Source organism: Actinoplanes sp. NPDC051470, assembly GCF_040682035.1.
Taxonomy (GTDB): Bacteria; Actinomycetota; Actinomycetes; order Mycobacteriales; family Micromonosporaceae; genus Actinoplanes.
This window is the reverse complement of sequence record NZ_JBFBAA010000013.1, coordinates 155,903-172,423: the sequence shown is the minus strand read 5'-3', so window position 1 is coordinate 172,423 and position 16,521 is coordinate 155,903. Positions and strand designations below refer to the sequence as shown.

The following is a 16,521-nucleotide window of genomic DNA, read 5'->3' as shown; positions in this document are numbered from 1 at the left end:
CGGCGTACCGTTCTCACCATGACGACCTACTCCGGCCCGGCCAAGCTGATCCTCGAAGACGGCACGACCGTGGTCGGCATGGCCTCCCTGAGCACCAACCAGAACAGGGGTATCAACGGTTGGGGCGGCAAGTTCCGCCCCGACCAGGCCAGCGCCGACCTTCGCAACGCCAGCGACAAGTTGAAGGTGGAGCTGGAGCTGCCCTACGACCGGATCGGCGAGGTCACGGTGACCGGCGTCCGGAAGCTGCTGGCCACGCAGATCCTGATGTCGCTGGTCGGCCGCGGCCCCACTCCGTTCTAGGGCGTTGTCCTAGCCCCACCCGTCGCAGGCGTCAGTGCATCATCACTGGCGCCTCGACGGTGTTGCCGGCGTCGCCCTCGCCCACCTTCGCGGCCGGCCGTTTGCGCGGCAGGAACGCGATCGGGATGAACGTCGCGAGCACCAGCGCGAAACCGACCCAGAACGTGGTGCCGAACGAGTCGGCCACGAACGCCAGGCCCCGCTCCAGGATGTTCGGCGGCACCGGCAGCTGCGCGCCCTGCTGGTGGGCGATCGCGGCGCCCGCCTCGGTGATCGGCTCGCCGGTCCGCGGGTTGGTCAGGCCCGGGATCGGGTCGGACTGGTTGAGCCGGCTGGTGAGGACCACCGACATGATGGCCGAGCCGATCGAGCCGCCGATCTGCTGCAGGATGTTCACCAGGGTCGAGCCGCGAGCCACCTCGTTGCTGGTCAGCGTCCGCAGCGCCGAGGTCATGATCGGCATCATGGTGCCGCCCATGCCCAGGCCCATCACGAACAGCGAGCCGCACAGCAGCAGGTAGGACGTGTCGGTGCCGACCTGGGTGAAGGTGAAGAAGCCGGCGGCGATGAGCGCCATCGCGAACGGCACGGTGCGCCCGACCGGGATGCGGTCGGCCAGCGTTCCGGCGATCGGCATGGTGATCATCGCGCCGATGCCCTGCGGCGCCATCAGCAGACCGGCGTGCAGTGTGGACTCACCGCGGACCTGCAGGAAGTAGCTCGGGAAGAGCAGGCCGGCGCCCATGAACGCGATCACGAACACGAACAGCGACAGGGACGAGACGCTCAGGTTGCGGTTGCGGAAGAGCCGCAGGTCGAGCAGCGGGTGCTTCGGCTTGAACGAGTACAGGACGAAGCTGACCAGCAGGATCAGCCCGGCCAGCATGGTGATCCACACCTTGGGCGTGGTGATCGTGCCGGTCTCGGGGAGCGAGGACACGCCGTACAGGAACAGGGCGAGGCCCGGCGAGAGCATCAGCATGCCGAGGAAGTCGAACGACTCGCCCGGCTGCGGGCTGTCCTTGGGCAGCGCGAACAGGGCGTAGATCAGCGCGATGATGCCGATCGGCAGGTTGATCAGGAAGACCCAGTGCCAGCTCGCCGCCTCGATCAGCCAGCCGCCGAGGATCGGGCCGCCGATCGGGCCCAGCAGCATCGGGATGCCGAGCACGGCCATCAGCCGGCCGATCCGCTGCGGCCCGGCCGCCCGCGTCATGATCGTCATGCCGAGCGGCATCAGCATGCCGCCGCCGAGGCCCTGCAGCACCCGGTAGGCGACGAGCTGCTCGATCGAGTCGGCGGTCGCGCAGAGCACCGACCCGAGGGTGAACAGCAGCAGCGCGAGCATGTAGAGCCGCTTGGTGCCGAACCGGTCGGCCGCCCAGCCACTGAGCGGGATCACCGTCGCGAGCGCCAGCGTGTAGCCGGTCATGGTCCAGGCGACCTGCGCGTACGTCGCGTCGAACTCGGTCTGGAAGGTCGGCAGGGCGACGCTGACCACGGTGATGTCGAGGATCGACATGATCGCGCCCAGGACCACCACGCCGGCGATCTTCAGCACGGCGGCGTCCAGCTTCTGCGGTGGCGCGGCGGCTTGATCGGTCACGGGTAGCTCCAGATTCTGTCTGACGTTTGGGTCGGTGAGACCGCCCGGGCAGGCGATGATGCTGCCATCCCGGGCGAACGCGGACAGCCCGTTTCCGCAATTCGCACCGGCCCGAAACCTAGTCTGAACTGGGTTTGTTACTCGTCGCCCCGCCTTCGAGCGTGACGATCAACACGTCCGGCCGCCGCCGCGGACGGAAGACATCGACAAAATCCCCTACAATGCGGTCGGCCGTACGGAGATCCACGGGAGGGCGCCGACGTGACCGACAACGAGTTCGCGCCTGCGGGAATCGACGTCACGAGGCCCAGCGTCGCCCGCGTCTACGACTTCATGGTCGGTGGCAAGGACCACTTCGCGGTCGACCGGATGGCGGCCCAGCAGGCGCTGGCCATCATGCCCGACGCGCAGGAGGCCGGCCGCGCCTGCCGGGCGTTCCTGCGCCGCGCGGTGCGCTATCTGGCCGCCGAGGCCGGCATCCGCCAGTTCCTCGACATCGGCTCGGGGCTGCCCACCCAGACCAACGTGCACCAGGTCGCCTACGAGGTCGATCCGACCGCCCACGTGGTCTATGTGGACAACGACCCGATGGTTCTCGTGCACGGCCGCGCGCTGCTCGCGGACGAGCCGAACACCACGGTCATCGAGGCCGACATCCGCACGCCCGAGAAGGTCCTCGAACACCCCGTGGTCCGCCAGTGCCTCGACTTCACCGAGCCGATCGGCCTGCTGCTGCTGTCGATCCTGCACCACGTGCACGACACCGAGGACCCGGGCCGGATCGCCGCCACGCTGCGCGACGCGCTGCCCGCGGGCAGTCACCTGGCCCTGATCCACTTCTGGGACCCGGCCGACGAGCACCCGGAGATCTCCGAGAAGGTGCGCGAGGCCGAGCACGTGTTCAACACGACCATGGGCACCGGCCGGTGGCGGCGCCGCGACGAGATCCAGGCGTACTTCGGCGACTTCGAGATGGTCGAGCCGGGCCTGGTGCCGCCGGTCGAGTGGCGCCCCGGCGACGAGGCGCCGGTCGACCAGAAGGACACGTACTACAGCATGATCGGCGGCGTCGCCCGCAAACCCTGACGCCACCGTGAGGCGGCGCTGACGAACGCGCCGACTCTGACTACCGCCACCGCCACCCGGGCGGCGGCAGTAGCGGAGGACTGACTCATGGGACGACGAATCATCATGGTGGCCGCGGCGATCATCGCGACCACGGCCGCGACCCTGACGGCGCCCGCCCCGGCCTCGGCCACGGTCACCTGTAACGGACTGGCGGCGACCGTGGCCGGCGTGACCGGCACCGGCGGCGCCGACGTCATCATCGGGACCGACAGCGGCGAGACCATCGACGGCGGCGCCGGCGACGACACGATCTGCGCCCGCGGCGGCGTCGACACGGTCTACGGCGGCAAGGGCGAGGACCTCATCTTCGGCGGCCCCGGCGCGGACGGCATCTGGGGCGACTCCGGGTCGCCGGCGACCGTCTTCGGTGACGCCGACCGCATCTACGGCGGCGACGGCAACGACTACCTCGACGGGCAGATCGGCGACGACAGCCTGCACGGCGAGAACGACAGTGACACGGTCAAGGGCGGCGACGGCGGCGACTACCTCGACGGCGGCACCGGCCAGGCCGAGACGGTCGGCGGGGTGAGCGACCTCTGCATCGGCAACGGCGGCAACGACACCTTCGCCGCCACCTGCGAGCAGACCGTCTCGTGATCGGCGACCCGCGATGACGCCGGTCCCGGCGTCATCGCGGCCCCGCCAAGAGTCGTTCATCGAGGCGGATTGGTATTTCGACGGGTTGGGTACAAGGGATGCGTCTGCGGGAGATGCCCGCCGTCGAAACGGAGCAAAGTCATGCTGATTCTGGGCCTCATCCTCTTGCTGCTGGGCATTTTCCTGAAGGTGTCGATCCTCTACACGATCGGCATCATTCTCCTGGTCATCGGTGCTGTGCTCTGGATCCTCGGCGCCGTCGGCCGTCCGGTCGGTGGCCGAAAAGTCTGGTTCTGACCCGGCCGCTCGGAAAAGGTGAAAAGGGCGTCCCGCTTTCGAGCGGGCGCCCTTTCGCGCGCCCGGAATGAAGCGATGCGCGCCCGGAGTCAAGCGATGCGCCCGGCATCAATCGGGCGGGCCGATCACGATGACCGCATTGTGGCCGCCCATGCCGAGCGATGACTTGACCGTCAGGCCCGGCTCGATCGGTTGCACGCCGGCCAGTAGCTGTGGGTGAGCCTCGGCGACGGCCGGGGGAGCGGGGATGACGCCGCGGCGGTAGGCGAGCGCGCTGACCGCGATCTCCACGGCCGAGGCGGCGCCCTGGCAGTGCCCGGTGAGAGGTTTCACCGAGAAGACCCGGGCGGCCGGCGGGAACAGCGAGGCGAGCATCGCCGACTCGGCGGCGTCGCACTGGCGGGTGCCGGGGCCGTGCGCGTTGAGATAGCGCACCTCACCGGCGTCGGCACCGGCGCCGGCGATGGCGTCGGTGAAGCAGCGCCGGACCGAGTCCAGCCCCGGCTCGATCGAGGTGACGTGGTAGGCGTCGTGGGTCATGGCGCCGCCGTGGACCCGTGCGTACGGGCGGCCGTCGCCGGCCGACAGGACGAAGGCGACCGAGGCCTCGCCCATGACGAAGCCGCGGCTGCCGGCCTGGAACGGCCGGGACGCCAGCAGCGGCGCCGTGTCGGTGACCGCGACCCCGAGCCCGACGAAGTGCTCCAGCGTCTCGGGGGTGCAGGACAGGTCGGTCGCGATGAGGATCACGTCGTCCACCACGCCCGCGTCGATCCAGGCCTTGGCGGTGATCACGCCGGCGTTGCCCGAGGCGCACATCGCCGAGACGGCCATGGCCGGGCCCCGGAAGCCGTACTCCTGCATCAGCAACGACATCGGGGTGGAGGGCATCAGGGCCAGGTAGTCGCGGGTGGAGACCCTGCGGTCGCGGACGGTGTAGAAGTCCCGCCACAGGTCGACCTCGCCGAGGACGGTGGCGTGCAGCAGGCCGACCCGCAACCCGGGCACCCAGCCGTTCGCCTTGGCGTCCTCGATGGCCTCCCGGGCCGCGGCGCGCATGGCCCGGGCGAAGCGGCTGGGCCCGTCGGCGGGGTCGCCGCCGTCCGGCACGTGGGCGGCGTACCCGGCATCGTCCGGTCCGGGCCGGTAACCCGGGCTGGGCGTGCAGGCCGACCGCCCGGTGAGCAGCCCGTCCCAGAGTTGTTCGCGTCCCCAGCCGTAGCCGGTCACGGCGCCGACGCCGTGGATCCCCGTCATCATGGACCCAACCGTCGTGCGGGCGGCACCTCGCGGCCAGCCTTTCGAGCGAGGTCGAAAGGCCGGCTCAGCCCGCCGGTGCTTCGTGGCTGTCATGCATCAGGGGTGCTACGGCGCCGCCGGTGCGGTCCGGCCGTACAGTCGGCGGTGACACGACCGGAGGGCGGCAGATGGCATCGGACGCCACCACACCACGGGTCCGGGACGCCGAGCGGACCCGGGCCGAGATCATCGACGTGGCCACGCACGAGTTCGCCGACCAGGGGTACGCCGGCGCCCGGGTCGACGAGATCGCGGCCAAGACCCGCACCACCAAGCGGATGATCTACTACTACTTCGGTGGCAAGGAGGGGCTCTTCCTGGCCGTCCTGGAGCAGGCGTACCGGCACATCCGGTCGCTGGAGCAGCAGCTCGACGTGGACGACCTGGAGCCGGTCGAGGCGTTGCGCCAGCTGGCCGAGCTGACCTTCGACCACCACGAGTCACATCAGGACTTCGTGCGGCTGGTCGCGATCGAGAACATCCACTACGCCGAGCACCTGCGTCAGTCGAGTTCCCGTGAGGTGCTCGCCGCGCCCGCGCTCGATGTGCTGACCCGGATCATCGACCGCGGCCGGGCCGCCGGGATCTTCCGCGACGATCTCGACGCTCTCGACGTACACATGGTCATCAGTGCTTTTTGTGTCTTCCGAGGCGCCAACCGGTACACGTTCCGGGCCATCTTCGACCGCGACCTGCTCGACCCGGGCCTGCGCGACCACCTGCGCACGATGATCGGCGACCTGGTCGTGGCCCACCTGACCTCGCGCCCGTGACTCGCCGCATCCGGACCCGATCTTGACGGCGGGCTCACGCGCCGAATATCGTTTCGATTCGCCTATGAATTGATATGCACGGCGCGAGGAGCGATCATGCCCGCCAGCCGCCGTCGACGGGTCATCCTGGACACCGACGCCAAGAACGAGGCCGACGACCAGTTCGCCATCGTGCACGCGCTGATGTCGTCGACGCTCGACGTTCGAGGGCTGATCGCCGCGCACTTCGGCGACCGCCGCAGCGAGCACAGCATGGCGGACTCCCGGGCCGAGATCGACCTGCTGCTCGGGCTCACCGGCCAGGCGGGTCAGGTCGTGGTGGCCGACGGCGCTGCCGCCGGTATCACCGACGAGTCGTCGCCGCGGGACAGCCCCGGCGCACGCCTGATCATCGAGGAGAGCAAGCTCGCCACCGCGGACGACAAGCTCTACGTCGCCTTCCTCGGCCCGCTGACCGACATGGCCTCGGCCATCCTGCTCGACCCGGCCATCGTCGGCCGCGACGTCGTGGTGATCTGGATCGGCGGCGTCGGCCACGGCGGCGTCGAGACCTCGCCCGGCATCGAGTTCAACCTCAGCAACGACATCGCCGCCGCCAACGTGGTCTTCGACTCCGGCATCACGGTGTGGCAGGTGCCGTCCGATGTGTACTCGCAGGTGTCGGTGAGCTACGCCGAGCTCGAGGAGAAGATCGGCGGCACCTCCGAGCTGGCCGACTATCTGATCCGGCAGATGGTCGAGTGGAACGCCGCCCACCACCCGGAACCGATCGAGTCCCGGTCGCTGGGCGACTCGCCCGCCATCGCCCTCATGCTCTATCCGCGCGGCGGCCAGTTCCGCACCGTGCCGGCGCCCCGCTTCGGGCGAGAGGGCCACTACCTGCCCGGTTCCGGGCATCCCATCCGGGTCGTCGAGGCCGTCGACGTCCGGTTCCTGCTCGAGGACATGTTCGCCAAGATCCGCCGCTTCGGCCGGCAGCAGAAGCTATCGGGGCTGTAACCTGGTGCCGTCCACGACGTAGGCGCCGGCCAGGGAACCAGCGGGTTCGAGGGCGAGGCGGACAACGGCGGCGCCCACGGACTCCGGGGTCGGCGCCGCCGGCAGGGCCGCCCGGAAGGCCTCCGGGGTCGAGCCGGACTTCTCGGCGTACCCCCGGATCGCGGTTTCCCCGACCGTGGTTCCCGGCGTGATGACCGGTAGCACCGTGGTCATCGTGATGCCGGTCGCCTCGGCCGCGGCGTAGCCGGTGATCAGCCGGACGGTGGCCTTCGCGCCGGCGTACCCACCGCTGAGCGGCGAACCGCGCAGCTCGGCCGCGCTGCCGAACACGATCACCCGCGAACCCGGCGCGAGCGGCACGCGCAAGGCCGCCCGCAGCCAGGTGAAGGCGATGCGTACGTCGGCGTGCCAGTGCGCCGAGAAGGTTTCCCAGGTGTGCCCGCTCAGCGGCGCCATCGGCGGGACCGCCCCGGCCGTGAGCACCAGCAGGTCGGGGTTCCGGCCGGCCAGCACCTTCTCGGCGAAGGCCTCGTCGGTGGCATGGCCCTGATCACCGTCCAGGTCTCCGAGCGATGACAGGTCGCGGGCCACGACGGTCACGTGCGCTCCCGCGTCCCGGGCGGCCACGGCGATGCCGAGTCCCAGGCCGCGGCTGCCGCCGACCACCACTACAGTTCTGCCGGTCATTGTCGTCATCGGTTCCTCCAGAGCATCGGGTTCACCCAGGAAGATCCCGCCCGGCGCCCAGACTCACCGGCTGCCCGAAGATCGGGAACAGTTCCGGTTGCAGGAAGATGTGGATCCGCCGGATGCCGCCCGCGTCCAGGTCGAGCACCTGCAGCGCGTGGGCCTCGGCCCCGGCGTACATCGCGAGCGTCGGCTGGTCGTTGGCCCCCGGCCGCACCTCGAGGACGGTGAAGCGGCCCGGCTCGCGCAGCACATGCGCGCCGAGGAAGCCGAGGACCGCACCGCGTCCGGCGAACCAGGTGGCGTGCGGCGGCATCTCCAGGGTCACGTCCTCACGCAGCACCGCCGTGAGCGCGCCGACATCGGCGTTCTCGAAGGCCTCGACGTAACGCCGCAGCCGGGCCCGGGTCGCAGGGTCGTCCGGCTCGCTCAGCTCGTCCGGATCGGGGGACAGCCGGGCCATCCGGTCGCGGGCGCGCAGCAGGGCGCCGTTCACCGCGACGGTCGTGGTGTCCAGCGCGGCCGCCACCTCGTCCGCGGAGAGCTGGGCGACGTCACGCAGGAGCAGCGCCGCCCGCTGGCGTACCGGAAGGTGGTGCAACGCCGCGACGAACGCCAGCCGCACCTGCTGCCGGGTCGCCGCCACCTCGGCCGGATCCACCGGGAACGGCGCGATCCACGGGGTGCCCGCGTCGGCCGGCCGGGCTCGACGGCGCCAGTCCGGCTCGGGGCCGCCCAGCCCGGCCGGCAACACCCGGCGGGCGCGCTGCTCGAGCTGGCGCAGGCACACGTTCGTGGCGATCTGATGCAGCCAGGTCCGCGGGGACGACCGGCCCTCGAACCGGTCGAAGCCCCGCCACGCCCGCAGGAACGTCTCCTGGGCGGCGTCCTCGGCATCGGCCGCCGAACCGAGCATCCGGTAGCAGTGGGCGACGATCTCCCGCCGCCAGGGCTGGGCCAGCTCGGCGAAGTCGGCCACGATCTCGACACTACGTTCCACGTGCACCTCCGGCCCGTACTGATCCCGGCCGAGGCTGAGACTCACCGGCCCGTCACCAACTGGACACCCTTCCGGCTGAAGGTCCGTCCCATCCGCACCGGCCGGCCCTCGCGTCGGTGCCCGCCCTCGCGTCGTGCCTGCTCTCGCTGGGTGCCGGCCCTCGCTCTCTGGTTGGTGACAACGCAGGCGCGCCGGCTTGCTACCAACCAGTTAGTAACAAGTGGTTGGCCAGCAGCGCGACCGTCGCCTGGGCGATCAGCCAGGTGCGGCGGCGGTCGACCGGCAGGAGGGCGGCCGCGGCGGGCAGCCAGACGACGAAGGGCAGCCAGATGCGCTCGACCTCAGCCTTGCTGTAGCCGGAGAGGTCGGCGGCGACGATCGCGGCCGTGGCGGCCAGGGTCAGCAGCGGCCCGGCGTGTTCGCGAAGGCCGGCGTGTTCGCGAAGGCCGGCGTGATCAGGGAGGTCGGCGGGGAGCACACGGGCGGGGGAGCGGAACAGGCCGGCGGGGGAGCGAAGCGGACGGGCGGATGAGCTGGGCGGACCGGCGGGTGAGCGGAGCAGATCGGCGGGTGTGCGGAGCAGAACAACGGCGCGGCGCAGGATGACGGTTGCGGCCGGGCCCGCGGAGACGGCCAGGACGATGGCGAGGTTCGCCCAGATCCAGTACGCGTACGCCCGGTCCGCGGCCACCCCCTGGTAGTAGCGCTCGACCACCAGGTGGTAGCCGGTCAGCCAGTTGAAGCCGGCCAGGGTGAACGCCGCCACGACCACGGCCGCCCCGGCGGTGACCCAGGCCATGTCGCGCAGCCGGGCCCGGCCGAGCCAGACCACCGCCAGCGCGATCGGGGCGATCAGCACCAGCCCGTACGACAGGTAGCACCCGGCGCCGAGCAGCAGGCCCGCGCCCACCAGCCGCACCGGCGACCGGCGCCGGACCCCGGCGGCGAGCAGGGCGAGGCCGGTGGCGGTGACCCCGGCGAAGAGGCCGTCGGCCGAGACGCCGATCCACACGGCGCCGGGGAACAGCACGAGGAACGGCACGACCGCCCGGGCCGCGTCCTCGGTGCCGAGCAGCCGGACGGTGTGCGGCACGGCGACCGCGGTGGCCGCGCCGGCCAGGATGCAGAGGACGCCGGCCCAGCCGCCGCCGGACAGGCCGATCCGGTCGAGGGCGAGGAAGACGAGCAGCGCCCCGGGCGGGTGGCCGGACACGTGTGTGGTCCACGAGTCGGGCTGGAAGTCGAGGATGCGGCCGGTGAAGCCGCGCAGCATGGCCGCGACGTCGGTGACGCCGGGGACCTCGTGCAGGTATTCCCACTTGGTGGTGAGCCGCCCGGCCAGGCCGCGTTGCCAGCCGTCGACCAGGGCCAGGGCGGTGATCCAGGCCGCCGCGGTGGCGTAGGCGAGCAGGCACAGCTTCCGCCAGGACAGGCGGCGGGACAGCTCGAAGCCGTAGCGGCAGACCAGAACGGCGATCACCAGCGCGGGTACGGTGCCGGGGCCGAGATGGGGCCGCCAGTGCGCGAACAGCGGCGCGGTGCTGGCGTGCACCGGGCGCCCGGCCAGCCAGAGCAGAACGCCCGCGATGGACGCGAGGGCGAAGAGCCCGAACGCGCCCGAGGCGACGGCCAGGTCGGCCCGTGACCGGACCGGCCTCATCCGCGGAGCGGGGCGGTGGCGAACTCGGCCATCCCGTCGGCCAGCCCGATCGACGCCGCGAAGCCGAGCTCGGCCGAGGCCCGGTCGGCCGAGGCGACCACGTGCCGGACGTCGCCGAGGCGGAATTCCCCGGTGATCAGCGGCGCCGGTCCACCCGCGGCGGTGGCGAGCGCGGTGGCCATCGCGCCGATCGTGGCGGGCCGGCCGGACGCCACGTTGTAGGCGCGGAAGCCGGGGCGGTCGGCCTCCAGCGCCGCCACGTTGGCCGCGGCCACGTCGCGGACGTGCACGAAGTCGCGTCGCTGGGCGCCGTCCTCGAAGACCCGGGGCGGGCGGCCGGCCTGCAACGCGGAGCGGAAGATGGCCGCGACCCCGCTGTACGGCGTGTCCCGCGGCATGCCGGGGCCGTACACGTTGTGGTAGCGCAGGGCGGTCACCGCGCCGCCGCTCTGCCGGGCCCACGCCGCGCTCAGATGCTCCTGGGCGACCTTCGTGGCCGCGTAGACGCTGCGCGGGTCGAGCGGGGCGTCCTCGTCGACCTGTTCGGAGGCGAGGTCGGCGTGACAGCGTGGGCAGGCGGTCTCGAACCGGCCGGCGTCGAGATCGGACCGGTCGCGGGCCGGCGGGCGCACCGGGCCGTGCCGCGGGCAGGTGTACGCGCCCTCGCCGTACACCACCATGGAGCTGGCCAGCACCAGCCGCCGCACCCCGGCGCGCGCCATCTCGGCCAGCAGCACGGCCGTGCCGAGGTCGTTGCAGCCGACGTAGTCGGGCAGGTCGTCGAGGTCGACGCCGAGCCCGACCATGGCCGCCTGGTGCACGACGGCGTCCACACCGGTCAGCGCCGCCGCCACCGCCGCGCGATCGCGCACGTCGACCTGGCGGACCGGGACGCCGGCGACGTCGGCCGGCAGCGGCGCGCGGTGGGCCGCGGGGTTGCCGGAGTCGATGACGGTGACGTCGTGTCCCTCCGCGAGCAACGCGGTGACGACATGGGAACCGATGAAACCGGCGCCGCCGGTCACGAGCACATGAACCATAGTGCCGACCCTAGGAGCGATCGGCGGCCGATTCACCGGATGTCATCGTTCGGTAAGGGTTCGTCATCGGCGCGTAAGGCCTTTCCGGCCGGGCCGTCACTAGCTTTCCGGGGTATGAGCGATGTGGTGCTGCCCTGCCGGGACGAGGCTCGTGCCCTGCCCGGCCTGCTGACCCGGATGCCGCCGGGCTACCGGCCGATCGTGGTCGACAACGGGTCGACCGACGGCACGGCCGACGTGGCCCGGGCCTACGGCGCGATGGTCATCGAGGTGGCCGAGCCGGGCTACGGCGCCGCGGTGCACGCCGGGACGATGGCCGCCGACCCGGACGACGGGGTGGTCTGCGTGATGGACGCCGACGGCTCGTTCGACCCGGCGCAGCTGCCGCGGGTCGCCGGCCCGGTGCGGCAGGGGACGGCCCGGCTCGCGGTCGGACGGCGCCGGCCGGTGGCGGCCGGGGTCTGGCCCGCGCACGCGCGGCTCGCCAACGCCGCGCTCAGCTGGCGGTTGCGCCGCACCGCCGGCCTGCCGGTGCACGACATCGGCCCGATGCGCGCGGCCCGCCGCGCCGACCTGCTCGCGCTCGGCCTGCGCGACCGGCGGTTCGGCTACCCGCTGGAGCTGCTGATCAGCGCCGGACGGGCCGGCTGGCCGGTGGTCGAGGTGGACGTCGACTACCATCCGCGCGCCGCGGGCACCCGCTCGAAGGTGACCGGCACGCTGCGCGGCACAGCCCGGGCCGTCCGCGACATGAGCGTGGTGCTGGCCCGATGAGCGTGCGGATTCTGGTGATGGCCAAGGCGCCGGTGCCGGGCCGGGTCAAGACCCGGCTGTGCCCACCCTGGACGCCGGAGCAGGCCGCCGGGCTCGCGGCCGCCGCGCTGGCCGACACCCTCGACGTGGTCACCGGGTCGGCCGCCGCCGAGCGGGTCCTGGTGGTCGACGGCTCCTACCCGGCCCCGCCGGGGTGGCGGACCAGCTCGCAGCGCGGCGGGCCGCTGGGTGAGCGGCTGGCCAACGCCTTCGCCGACCACGACGCTCCCGCCCTGCTCATCGGCATGGACACCCCGCAGCTGACGGCCGCCACGCTGGACCAGGCGATGTGGTCGCTGACCCGGGCCGACGCGGTGCTGGGCCCGGCCGCGGACGGTGGCTGGTGGTTGCTCGGCCTGCGGCGCCGGGAGTACGCCGAGGTGCTGCGCGACATACCGACCTCGACCCCGGAGACCGGCGCGATGACCCTGGAGGCGTTGCGGCGCCAGGGCCTGCGGGTCACGGCGCTTCCCGTCCTGCGCGATGTCGACACCGCCGACGACGCGTACGCGGTGGCCGGCGGCTGCCCGCCGCGGAGCCGGTTCGCCCGGGCCGTGGCGGCCGCCCGATGAGCGCCGCCGCGGTCTTCGACGCCGTGTTCCGCCGGGCCGAGGCCGAGGTCCCGGCGTCGTTCGCGGTGCACGGCCCCGGCGGCGGGCTGATCCTCGACCCGGCCCTCTGGTGCCGCGACGACATCCCGGGCGACGCCGGCCTGCTCGCCGCCTGCACCGGCCCCACCCTCGACGTGGGCTGCGGTCCGGGCCGGTTGACCGCCGCCCTGGCCGCGGCGGGCCGGACGTGCCTCGGCATCGACGTCAGCGCCGCGGCCGTGCGGATGGCCCGGCGGCGCGGCGCGACGGCCGTCCGGCGGGACGTCTTCGGCCCGCTGCCCGGCACCGGCCGCTGGGAGCACCTGCTGCTCGCCGACGGCAACATCGGCATCGGCGGCGACCCGCCCCGGCTGCTGCGCCGCTGCCGCGACCTGGTCGGCGACGACGGCCGGCTGCACCTGGAGCTGGCGCCGCCGGGCACCCCGAGCTGGGCCGGCGATGCCACCGCGCACCACGTCGCCCACCGCGGCGAGGTGGCCGCGCTGGCCTGGGCCACGGTCGCCGCCAACGACGTGGGTGACCTGGCCGCGGCGGCCGAGCTTCGCCCGCTGCGGGTCTGGACGGAGGCCGGGCGATGGTTCGCCACTCTCGCGCCGCGGTGATCAGCCGGCTGACGCGGTACTGGCTCAGCCCGCTACCGGCGCCCCTGGAACGGTGGCGGCGCGGACCCTGGCGGCCCGGCGCCTTCCCGTCCGGGCTCCGGTCCACCGCGCTGACCAGCCGCCTCGGGATGTGGCTGGGCCTCGCGTTCGCCGTCTGCTTCGTCACCGGCCTGCTCAGCCACCTCATCCAGCACCCGCCCGGCTGGTTCTGGTGGCCGTCCCGCCCGATCCGCCTCTACCAGGTCACCCAGGGCCTGCACGTGATCACCGGGCTCGCCTCGGCGCCGCTGCTCGTGGCCAAGCTGTGGTCGGTCTACCCGCGCCTGTTCACCTGGCCACCGGCCCGGACGGTCGGGCACGCGGCCGAACGGGGCGCCGTCGCCGCGCTCGTCGCCGCGTCGCTGTTCCAGGTGGTCAGCGGCATTCTCAACATCTTCCAGACGTACGCGCTGATGCCCTTCTTCTTCACCGCCGCGCACCACTGGGTGGCCTGGCTGCTGATCGGCGCGATGCTGATCCACCTCGGCACCAGGCGGCTGCGGTCGGAGCGGATGTCGCCCGACCGGCGCCGGCTGCTGCTCGGGGTGGGCGCCGCCGCCGGGCTGATCACGCTGTTCACCGCCGGGCAGACGGTCCGGCCGCTCGCCCCGATCGCGCTGCTCGCGCCCCGCCGCCCGAACGAGGGTCCCCAGGGCCTGCCGGTGAACAAGACCGCCACCGCGGCCGGCGTGGCCGCGGCGATCCACGATCCGGCGTACCGGATGATCGTGGCCGGACCCACCGGCGAGCTCAGCTTCGACCTGGCCGCGCTGAACGCCCTGCCGCAGCACACCGCGATCCTGCCGATCACCTGCGTCGAGGGCTGGAGCTCGACCGCGACCTGGACCGGTGTGCGGCTGCGTGACCTCGTCGCCCTGGCCGGCGCCGACCCCGAGCACGCCGTCGCCGAGGTCGAGTCGCTGCAGGCCGGCGGCCGCTACCGGGTGTCGACGGTGGCGTCCGAACACGTCCGTGACCCGCTGACCCTGATCGCGCTGCGGCTGCGGGGCGACCTGCTGCACGCCGACCACGGCTATCCGGCCCGGCTCATCGCCCCCAACCGGCCCGGGGTGCTGCAGACCAAGTGGGTCGGGCGGATCACCGTACGGGAGGAGTCGTGACCCGCGGGCGTACCCTGCTCGTCCTGGCCGGGGTGGCCGTCCTGGCCTTCGCCGCGCTGGGCCTGCTCACCGACCCGGACATCCGCCTGGCCGGGGTGGTGATCTTCCTCGCCGCCGTGCTGGTCCTGCACGACGGGGTGTGGATGCCGATCCTGCTCGCGGTGACCACGGTGGTGGCGCGTGTCCGCAACCGTAAGACTTCGGAAAGCCCTGAATCGGGCGGCGATGGGTAGCCTGTCCGGCGTGGGACATCAGGTGCTGGTGGTCGATGACGACCGCACGGTCAGCGACGTCGTGCGCCGCTACCTCGAACAGGCCGGCTACGACGTGACGCTGGCCGGCGACGGGGCCGACGGGCTGGCCGCCATCGCCACCCGCCGGCCCGACCTCGTGGTGCTCGACCTGATGATGCCCGGGATCGACGGCATCGAGGTGTGCCGCCGGGTGCGCCGGCAACACCCCGACCTGCCGGTGGTGATGCTGACCGCGCTCGGCGAGGAGGCCGACCGGGTGCTCGGGCTCGAGGTCGGCGCCGACGACTACGTGACCAAGCCGTTCTCGCCGCGCGAGCTGGTCCTGCGCATCCGGTCGGTGCTGCGCCGCACCGCCGCGCCGGTCGAGGACCCGGACGGGCCGGCCATGCTGGCCGACGGCGACCTGACCGCGGACACCGCCCGGCGGACCGCGACGCTGGCCGGCGCGCCGCTCGCGCTGACCGGCCGCGAGTTCGACCTGCTGGCGTTCCTGCTGCGCAACCCGGGCCGGGCCTGGTCCCGCACCGACCTGCTGGGCAAGGTGTGGGGCTGGCAGTTCGGCGACCAGTCGACGGTCACGGTGCACGTGCGGCGGCTGCGGGAGAAGATCGAGACCGATCCGGCCGCGCCGAGCCGCATCCTCACCGTGTGGGGCGTCGGCTACCGCTACGAGTCGGTGCGCTGATGTCCGACATGCTGCTGATCGGCCTCTACGCGCTGCTGGCCGGCGCGGTGGTGGCCGGGCTGGGCGCGGTCGTCCTGCGGCTGCTGCGGGGCCGGTCGATCCTGGTGCACATCATGGTGCTGCTCGCGGTGACCGTGCTCGCCGTCGTGGCCGGGGTGGGCGCGGTCGCGTTCGCGATGTTCCTGTCCGGGCACGACCTGAACGTCGTGCTGGTCACGGTGGCCGCGTCGGCGGTGGTGAGCCTGCTCGTCGGCGGGTTGTTCGGGCGGCGGCTGGCCGCCGCCGCGGTGTGGGCGCGGGCGGCGCGGCAACGCGAGCGCTCGCTCGAGGCGGGGCGGCGCGAGCTGGTCGCCTGGGTCTCGCATGATCTGCGTACGCCGCTGGCCGGCCTGCGCGCGATGGCCGAGGCCCTGGAGGACGGCGTGGTGGCCGACCCGGTGACCGCCGCCGACTACCACCGGCGGATCCGCGTCGAGACCGACCGGATGACCCAGCTCGTCGACGACCTGTTCGAGCTGTCCCGGATCAACGCGGGCGCCCTGCGCCTGGTGCCGACCTCGGTGCCGCTGCACGACGTGGTGTCCGACGCGATCGCCGGGGTGGCGCCGCTGGCCGCCAGCCGCCGGATCACCGTGCTCGCCCCCGAGACGGGCTGGCCCGTGGTGCGCGCCGGCGAACCGGAACTGGCCCGGGTGGTCCGCAACCTGCTGATCAACTCGGTCCGCTACACGCCGGCCGACGGCACCGTGCACATCGCGGCCGGGCACGACCGCGGCGACGTGTGGCTGGCCGTCTCCGACACCTGCGGCGGCATCCCGGCCGACGACCTGGGCCGGGTGTTCGACGTCGCGTTCCGGGGCGAGCGGGCCCGCACCCCGTCCGGCGCGGGCGGCGGGCTCGGCCTGGCCATCGTGCGCGGCCTGGTCGAGGCCCACGGCGGCCGCGTCGGCGTCCGCAACGTGACCGGCGGCTGCCGGTTCGAGGTCCGCCTCCCCGCGGCCTGA

The 16,521-nt window shown here is 72.9% G+C and carries 19 protein-coding genes; 13 read left to right on the top strand and 6 right to left on the bottom strand.

Features of this window, described 5'->3' with window-relative positions; translation table 11 throughout:
• Nucleotides 1-18: 18 nt before the first annotated feature.
• Nucleotides 19-303 carry a hypothetical protein gene (locus AB0M54_RS23670; protein WP_364326695.1) on the top strand — a complete coding sequence of 95 codons (285 nt, stop codon included), beginning with the start codon at nt 19-21 and terminating at the stop codon, nt 301-303.
• Between the two features lie 31 nt (nt 304-334).
• On the opposite strand, the gene AB0M54_RS23665 is transcribed toward AB0M54_RS23670, so the two are convergent.
• A complete protein-coding gene (locus tag AB0M54_RS23665; protein ID WP_364473713.1) occupies nt 335-1,909 on the bottom strand; it encodes a DHA2 family efflux MFS transporter permease subunit in 1,575 nt (524 codons plus the stop codon).
• 261 nt (nt 1,910-2,170) lie between these two features.
• Between AB0M54_RS23665 and AB0M54_RS23660 the strand changes: the two genes are divergently transcribed.
• The 3 genes from AB0M54_RS23660 (at nt 2,171) to AB0M54_RS23650 (ending at nt 3,934) form a co-directional block, all read left to right on the top strand.
• Nucleotides 2,171-2,995: an SAM-dependent methyltransferase gene (locus AB0M54_RS23660; RefSeq protein ID WP_364326701.1), complete on the top strand. Its 825-nt coding sequence runs from the start codon at nt 2,171-2,173 to the stop codon at nt 2,993-2,995.
• 87 nt (nt 2,996-3,082) lie between these two features.
• Nucleotides 3,083-3,637 (top strand): hypothetical protein, encoded by a 555-nt coding sequence (locus AB0M54_RS23655; protein ID WP_364473711.1) that lies wholly within the window; start codon nt 3,083-3,085, stop codon nt 3,635-3,637.
• A gap of 141 nt (nt 3,638-3,778) precedes the next feature.
• Nucleotides 3,779-3,934, top strand: coding sequence for a hypothetical protein (locus AB0M54_RS23650; protein WP_364326705.1), 156 nt, complete (start codon nt 3,779-3,781; stop codon nt 3,932-3,934).
• A 108-nt stretch (nt 3,935-4,042) separates the two neighbouring features.
• Here AB0M54_RS23650 and AB0M54_RS23645 read toward each other — a convergent pair whose 3' ends face one another.
• A complete protein-coding gene (locus AB0M54_RS23645; RefSeq protein ID WP_364473709.1) occupies nt 4,043-5,194 on the bottom strand; it encodes a beta-ketoacyl synthase N-terminal-like domain-containing protein in 1,152 nt (383 codons plus the stop codon).
• 167 nt (nt 5,195-5,361) lie between these two features.
• On the opposite strand from AB0M54_RS23645, the gene AB0M54_RS23640 reads away from it, so the two are divergent.
• Together AB0M54_RS23640 and AB0M54_RS23635 are read left to right on the top strand one after the other, a co-directional pair.
• A complete protein-coding gene (locus tag AB0M54_RS23640) occupies nt 5,362-6,006 on the top strand; it encodes a TetR/AcrR family transcriptional regulator (protein ID WP_364473708.1) in 645 nt (214 codons plus the stop codon).
• A 96-nt stretch (nt 6,007-6,102) separates the two neighbouring features.
• Entirely contained in the window at nt 6,103-7,005 is a 903-nt protein-coding gene (locus AB0M54_RS23635) for a nucleoside hydrolase (protein ID WP_364473706.1), read from the top strand.
• Here AB0M54_RS23635 and AB0M54_RS23630 read toward each other — a convergent pair.
• The 4 genes from AB0M54_RS23630 to AB0M54_RS23615 form a co-directional block, all read right to left on the bottom strand.
• The gene (locus AB0M54_RS23630; protein WP_364473704.1) at nt 6,991-7,692 is read right to left on the bottom strand and encodes an SDR family oxidoreductase; all 702 of its coding nucleotides are present in this window, start codon (nt 7,690-7,692) and stop codon (nt 6,991-6,993) included. The genes AB0M54_RS23635 and AB0M54_RS23630 overlap by 15 nt on opposite strands.
• 31 nt (nt 7,693-7,723) lie before the next feature.
• Nucleotides 7,724-8,737 (bottom strand): RNA polymerase subunit sigma-70, encoded by a 1,014-nt coding sequence (locus AB0M54_RS23625; RefSeq protein ID WP_364473702.1) that lies wholly within the window; start codon nt 8,735-8,737, stop codon nt 7,724-7,726.
• A 154-nt stretch (nt 8,738-8,891) separates the two neighbouring features.
• Nucleotides 8,892-10,352, bottom strand: a complete 1,461-nt coding sequence (locus AB0M54_RS23620) for a hypothetical protein (RefSeq protein ID WP_364473700.1) — start codon at nt 10,350-10,352, stop codon at nt 8,892-8,894.
• Entirely contained in the window at nt 10,349-11,392 is a 1,044-nt protein-coding gene (locus AB0M54_RS23615; RefSeq protein ID WP_364326726.1) for an NAD-dependent epimerase/dehydratase family protein, read from the bottom strand. Before AB0M54_RS23615 ends, AB0M54_RS23620 begins: the two co-directional genes overlap by 4 nt.
• A gap of 114 nt (nt 11,393-11,506) precedes the next feature.
• Here AB0M54_RS23615 and AB0M54_RS23610 point away from each other — a divergent pair, with 114 nt between their 5' ends.
• Genes AB0M54_RS23610 through AB0M54_RS23580 form a run of 7 tightly spaced genes read left to right on the top strand, consistent with a single transcriptional unit; the run spans nt 11,507 to nt 16,521 of the window.
• Complete coding sequence (locus AB0M54_RS23610; RefSeq protein WP_364326729.1) at nt 11,507-12,166, top strand: glycosyltransferase family 2 protein; 660 nt, start codon at nt 11,507-11,509, stop codon at nt 12,164-12,166.
• Nucleotides 12,163-12,777 (top strand): TIGR04282 family arsenosugar biosynthesis glycosyltransferase, encoded by a 615-nt coding sequence (locus AB0M54_RS23605; RefSeq protein WP_364473699.1) that lies wholly within the window; start codon nt 12,163-12,165, stop codon nt 12,775-12,777. Before AB0M54_RS23610 ends, AB0M54_RS23605 begins: the two co-directional genes overlap by 4 nt.
• A complete protein-coding gene (locus AB0M54_RS23600) occupies nt 12,774-13,418 on the top strand; it encodes a methyltransferase domain-containing protein (RefSeq protein ID WP_364326735.1) in 645 nt (214 codons plus the stop codon). The genes AB0M54_RS23605 and AB0M54_RS23600 overlap by 4 nt, the downstream gene beginning before the upstream one ends.
• Entirely contained in the window at nt 13,391-14,578 is a 1,188-nt protein-coding gene (locus tag AB0M54_RS23595) for a molybdopterin-dependent oxidoreductase (protein WP_364473697.1), read from the top strand. Before AB0M54_RS23600 ends, AB0M54_RS23595 begins: the two co-directional genes overlap by 28 nt.
• Nucleotides 14,575-14,811: a hypothetical protein gene (locus AB0M54_RS23590; protein WP_364326740.1), complete on the top strand. Its 237-nt coding sequence runs from the start codon at nt 14,575-14,577 to the stop codon at nt 14,809-14,811. Before AB0M54_RS23595 ends, AB0M54_RS23590 begins: the two co-directional genes overlap by 4 nt.
• Nucleotides 14,804-15,517 carry a response regulator transcription factor gene (locus tag AB0M54_RS23585; protein WP_364326743.1) on the top strand — a complete coding sequence of 238 codons (714 nt, stop codon included), beginning with the start codon at nt 14,804-14,806 and terminating at the stop codon, nt 15,515-15,517. Before AB0M54_RS23590 ends, AB0M54_RS23585 begins: the two co-directional genes overlap by 8 nt.
• A complete protein-coding gene (locus AB0M54_RS23580) occupies nt 15,517-16,521 on the top strand; it encodes a HAMP domain-containing sensor histidine kinase (protein WP_364326746.1) in 1,005 nt (334 codons plus the stop codon). The genes AB0M54_RS23585 and AB0M54_RS23580 overlap by 1 nt, the downstream gene beginning before the upstream one ends.

What these genes read in the sequence shown, in the direction of transcription:
- AB0M54_RS23605 (WP_364473699.1), top strand. Translation starts at nt 12,163, where the DNA reads ATGAGCGTGCGGATTCTGGTGATGGCCAAGGCGCCGGTGCCGGGCCGG.
- AB0M54_RS23595 (WP_364473697.1), top strand. Translation starts at nt 13,391, where the DNA reads ATGGTTCGCCACTCTCGCGCCGCGGTGATCAGCCGGCTGACGCGGTAC.
- AB0M54_RS23630 (WP_364473704.1), bottom strand. Translation starts at nt 7,692, where the DNA reads ATGACCGGCAGAACTGTAGTGGTGGTCGGCGGCAGCCGCGGCCTGGGA.
- AB0M54_RS23640 (WP_364473708.1), top strand. Translation starts at nt 5,362, where the DNA reads ATGGCATCGGACGCCACCACACCACGGGTCCGGGACGCCGAGCGGACC.
- AB0M54_RS23620 (WP_364473700.1), bottom strand. Translation starts at nt 10,352, where the DNA reads ATGAGGCCGGTCCGGTCACGGGCCGACCTGGCCGTCGCCTCGGGCGCG.
- AB0M54_RS23600 (WP_364326735.1), top strand. Translation starts at nt 12,774, where the DNA reads ATGAGCGCCGCCGCGGTCTTCGACGCCGTGTTCCGCCGGGCCGAGGCC.
- AB0M54_RS23655 (WP_364473711.1), top strand. Translation starts at nt 3,083, where the DNA reads ATGGGACGACGAATCATCATGGTGGCCGCGGCGATCATCGCGACCACG.
- AB0M54_RS23610 (WP_364326729.1), top strand. Translation starts at nt 11,507, where the DNA reads ATGAGCGATGTGGTGCTGCCCTGCCGGGACGAGGCTCGTGCCCTGCCC.
- AB0M54_RS23635 (WP_364473706.1), top strand. Translation starts at nt 6,103, where the DNA reads ATGCCCGCCAGCCGCCGTCGACGGGTCATCCTGGACACCGACGCCAAG.
- AB0M54_RS23615 (WP_364326726.1), bottom strand. Translation starts at nt 11,392, where the DNA reads ATGGTTCATGTGCTCGTGACCGGCGGCGCCGGTTTCATCGGTTCCCAT.
- AB0M54_RS23585 (WP_364326743.1), top strand. Translation starts at nt 14,804, where the DNA reads ATGGGTAGCCTGTCCGGCGTGGGACATCAGGTGCTGGTGGTCGATGAC.
- AB0M54_RS23645 (WP_364473709.1), bottom strand. Translation starts at nt 5,194, where the DNA reads ATGATGACGGGGATCCACGGCGTCGGCGCCGTGACCGGCTACGGCTGG.
- AB0M54_RS23580 (WP_364326746.1), top strand. Translation starts at nt 15,517, where the DNA reads ATGTCCGACATGCTGCTGATCGGCCTCTACGCGCTGCTGGCCGGCGCG.
- AB0M54_RS23670 (WP_364326695.1), top strand. Translation starts at nt 19, where the DNA reads ATGACGACCTACTCCGGCCCGGCCAAGCTGATCCTCGAAGACGGCACG.
- AB0M54_RS23650 (WP_364326705.1), top strand. Translation starts at nt 3,779, where the DNA reads ATGCTGATTCTGGGCCTCATCCTCTTGCTGCTGGGCATTTTCCTGAAG.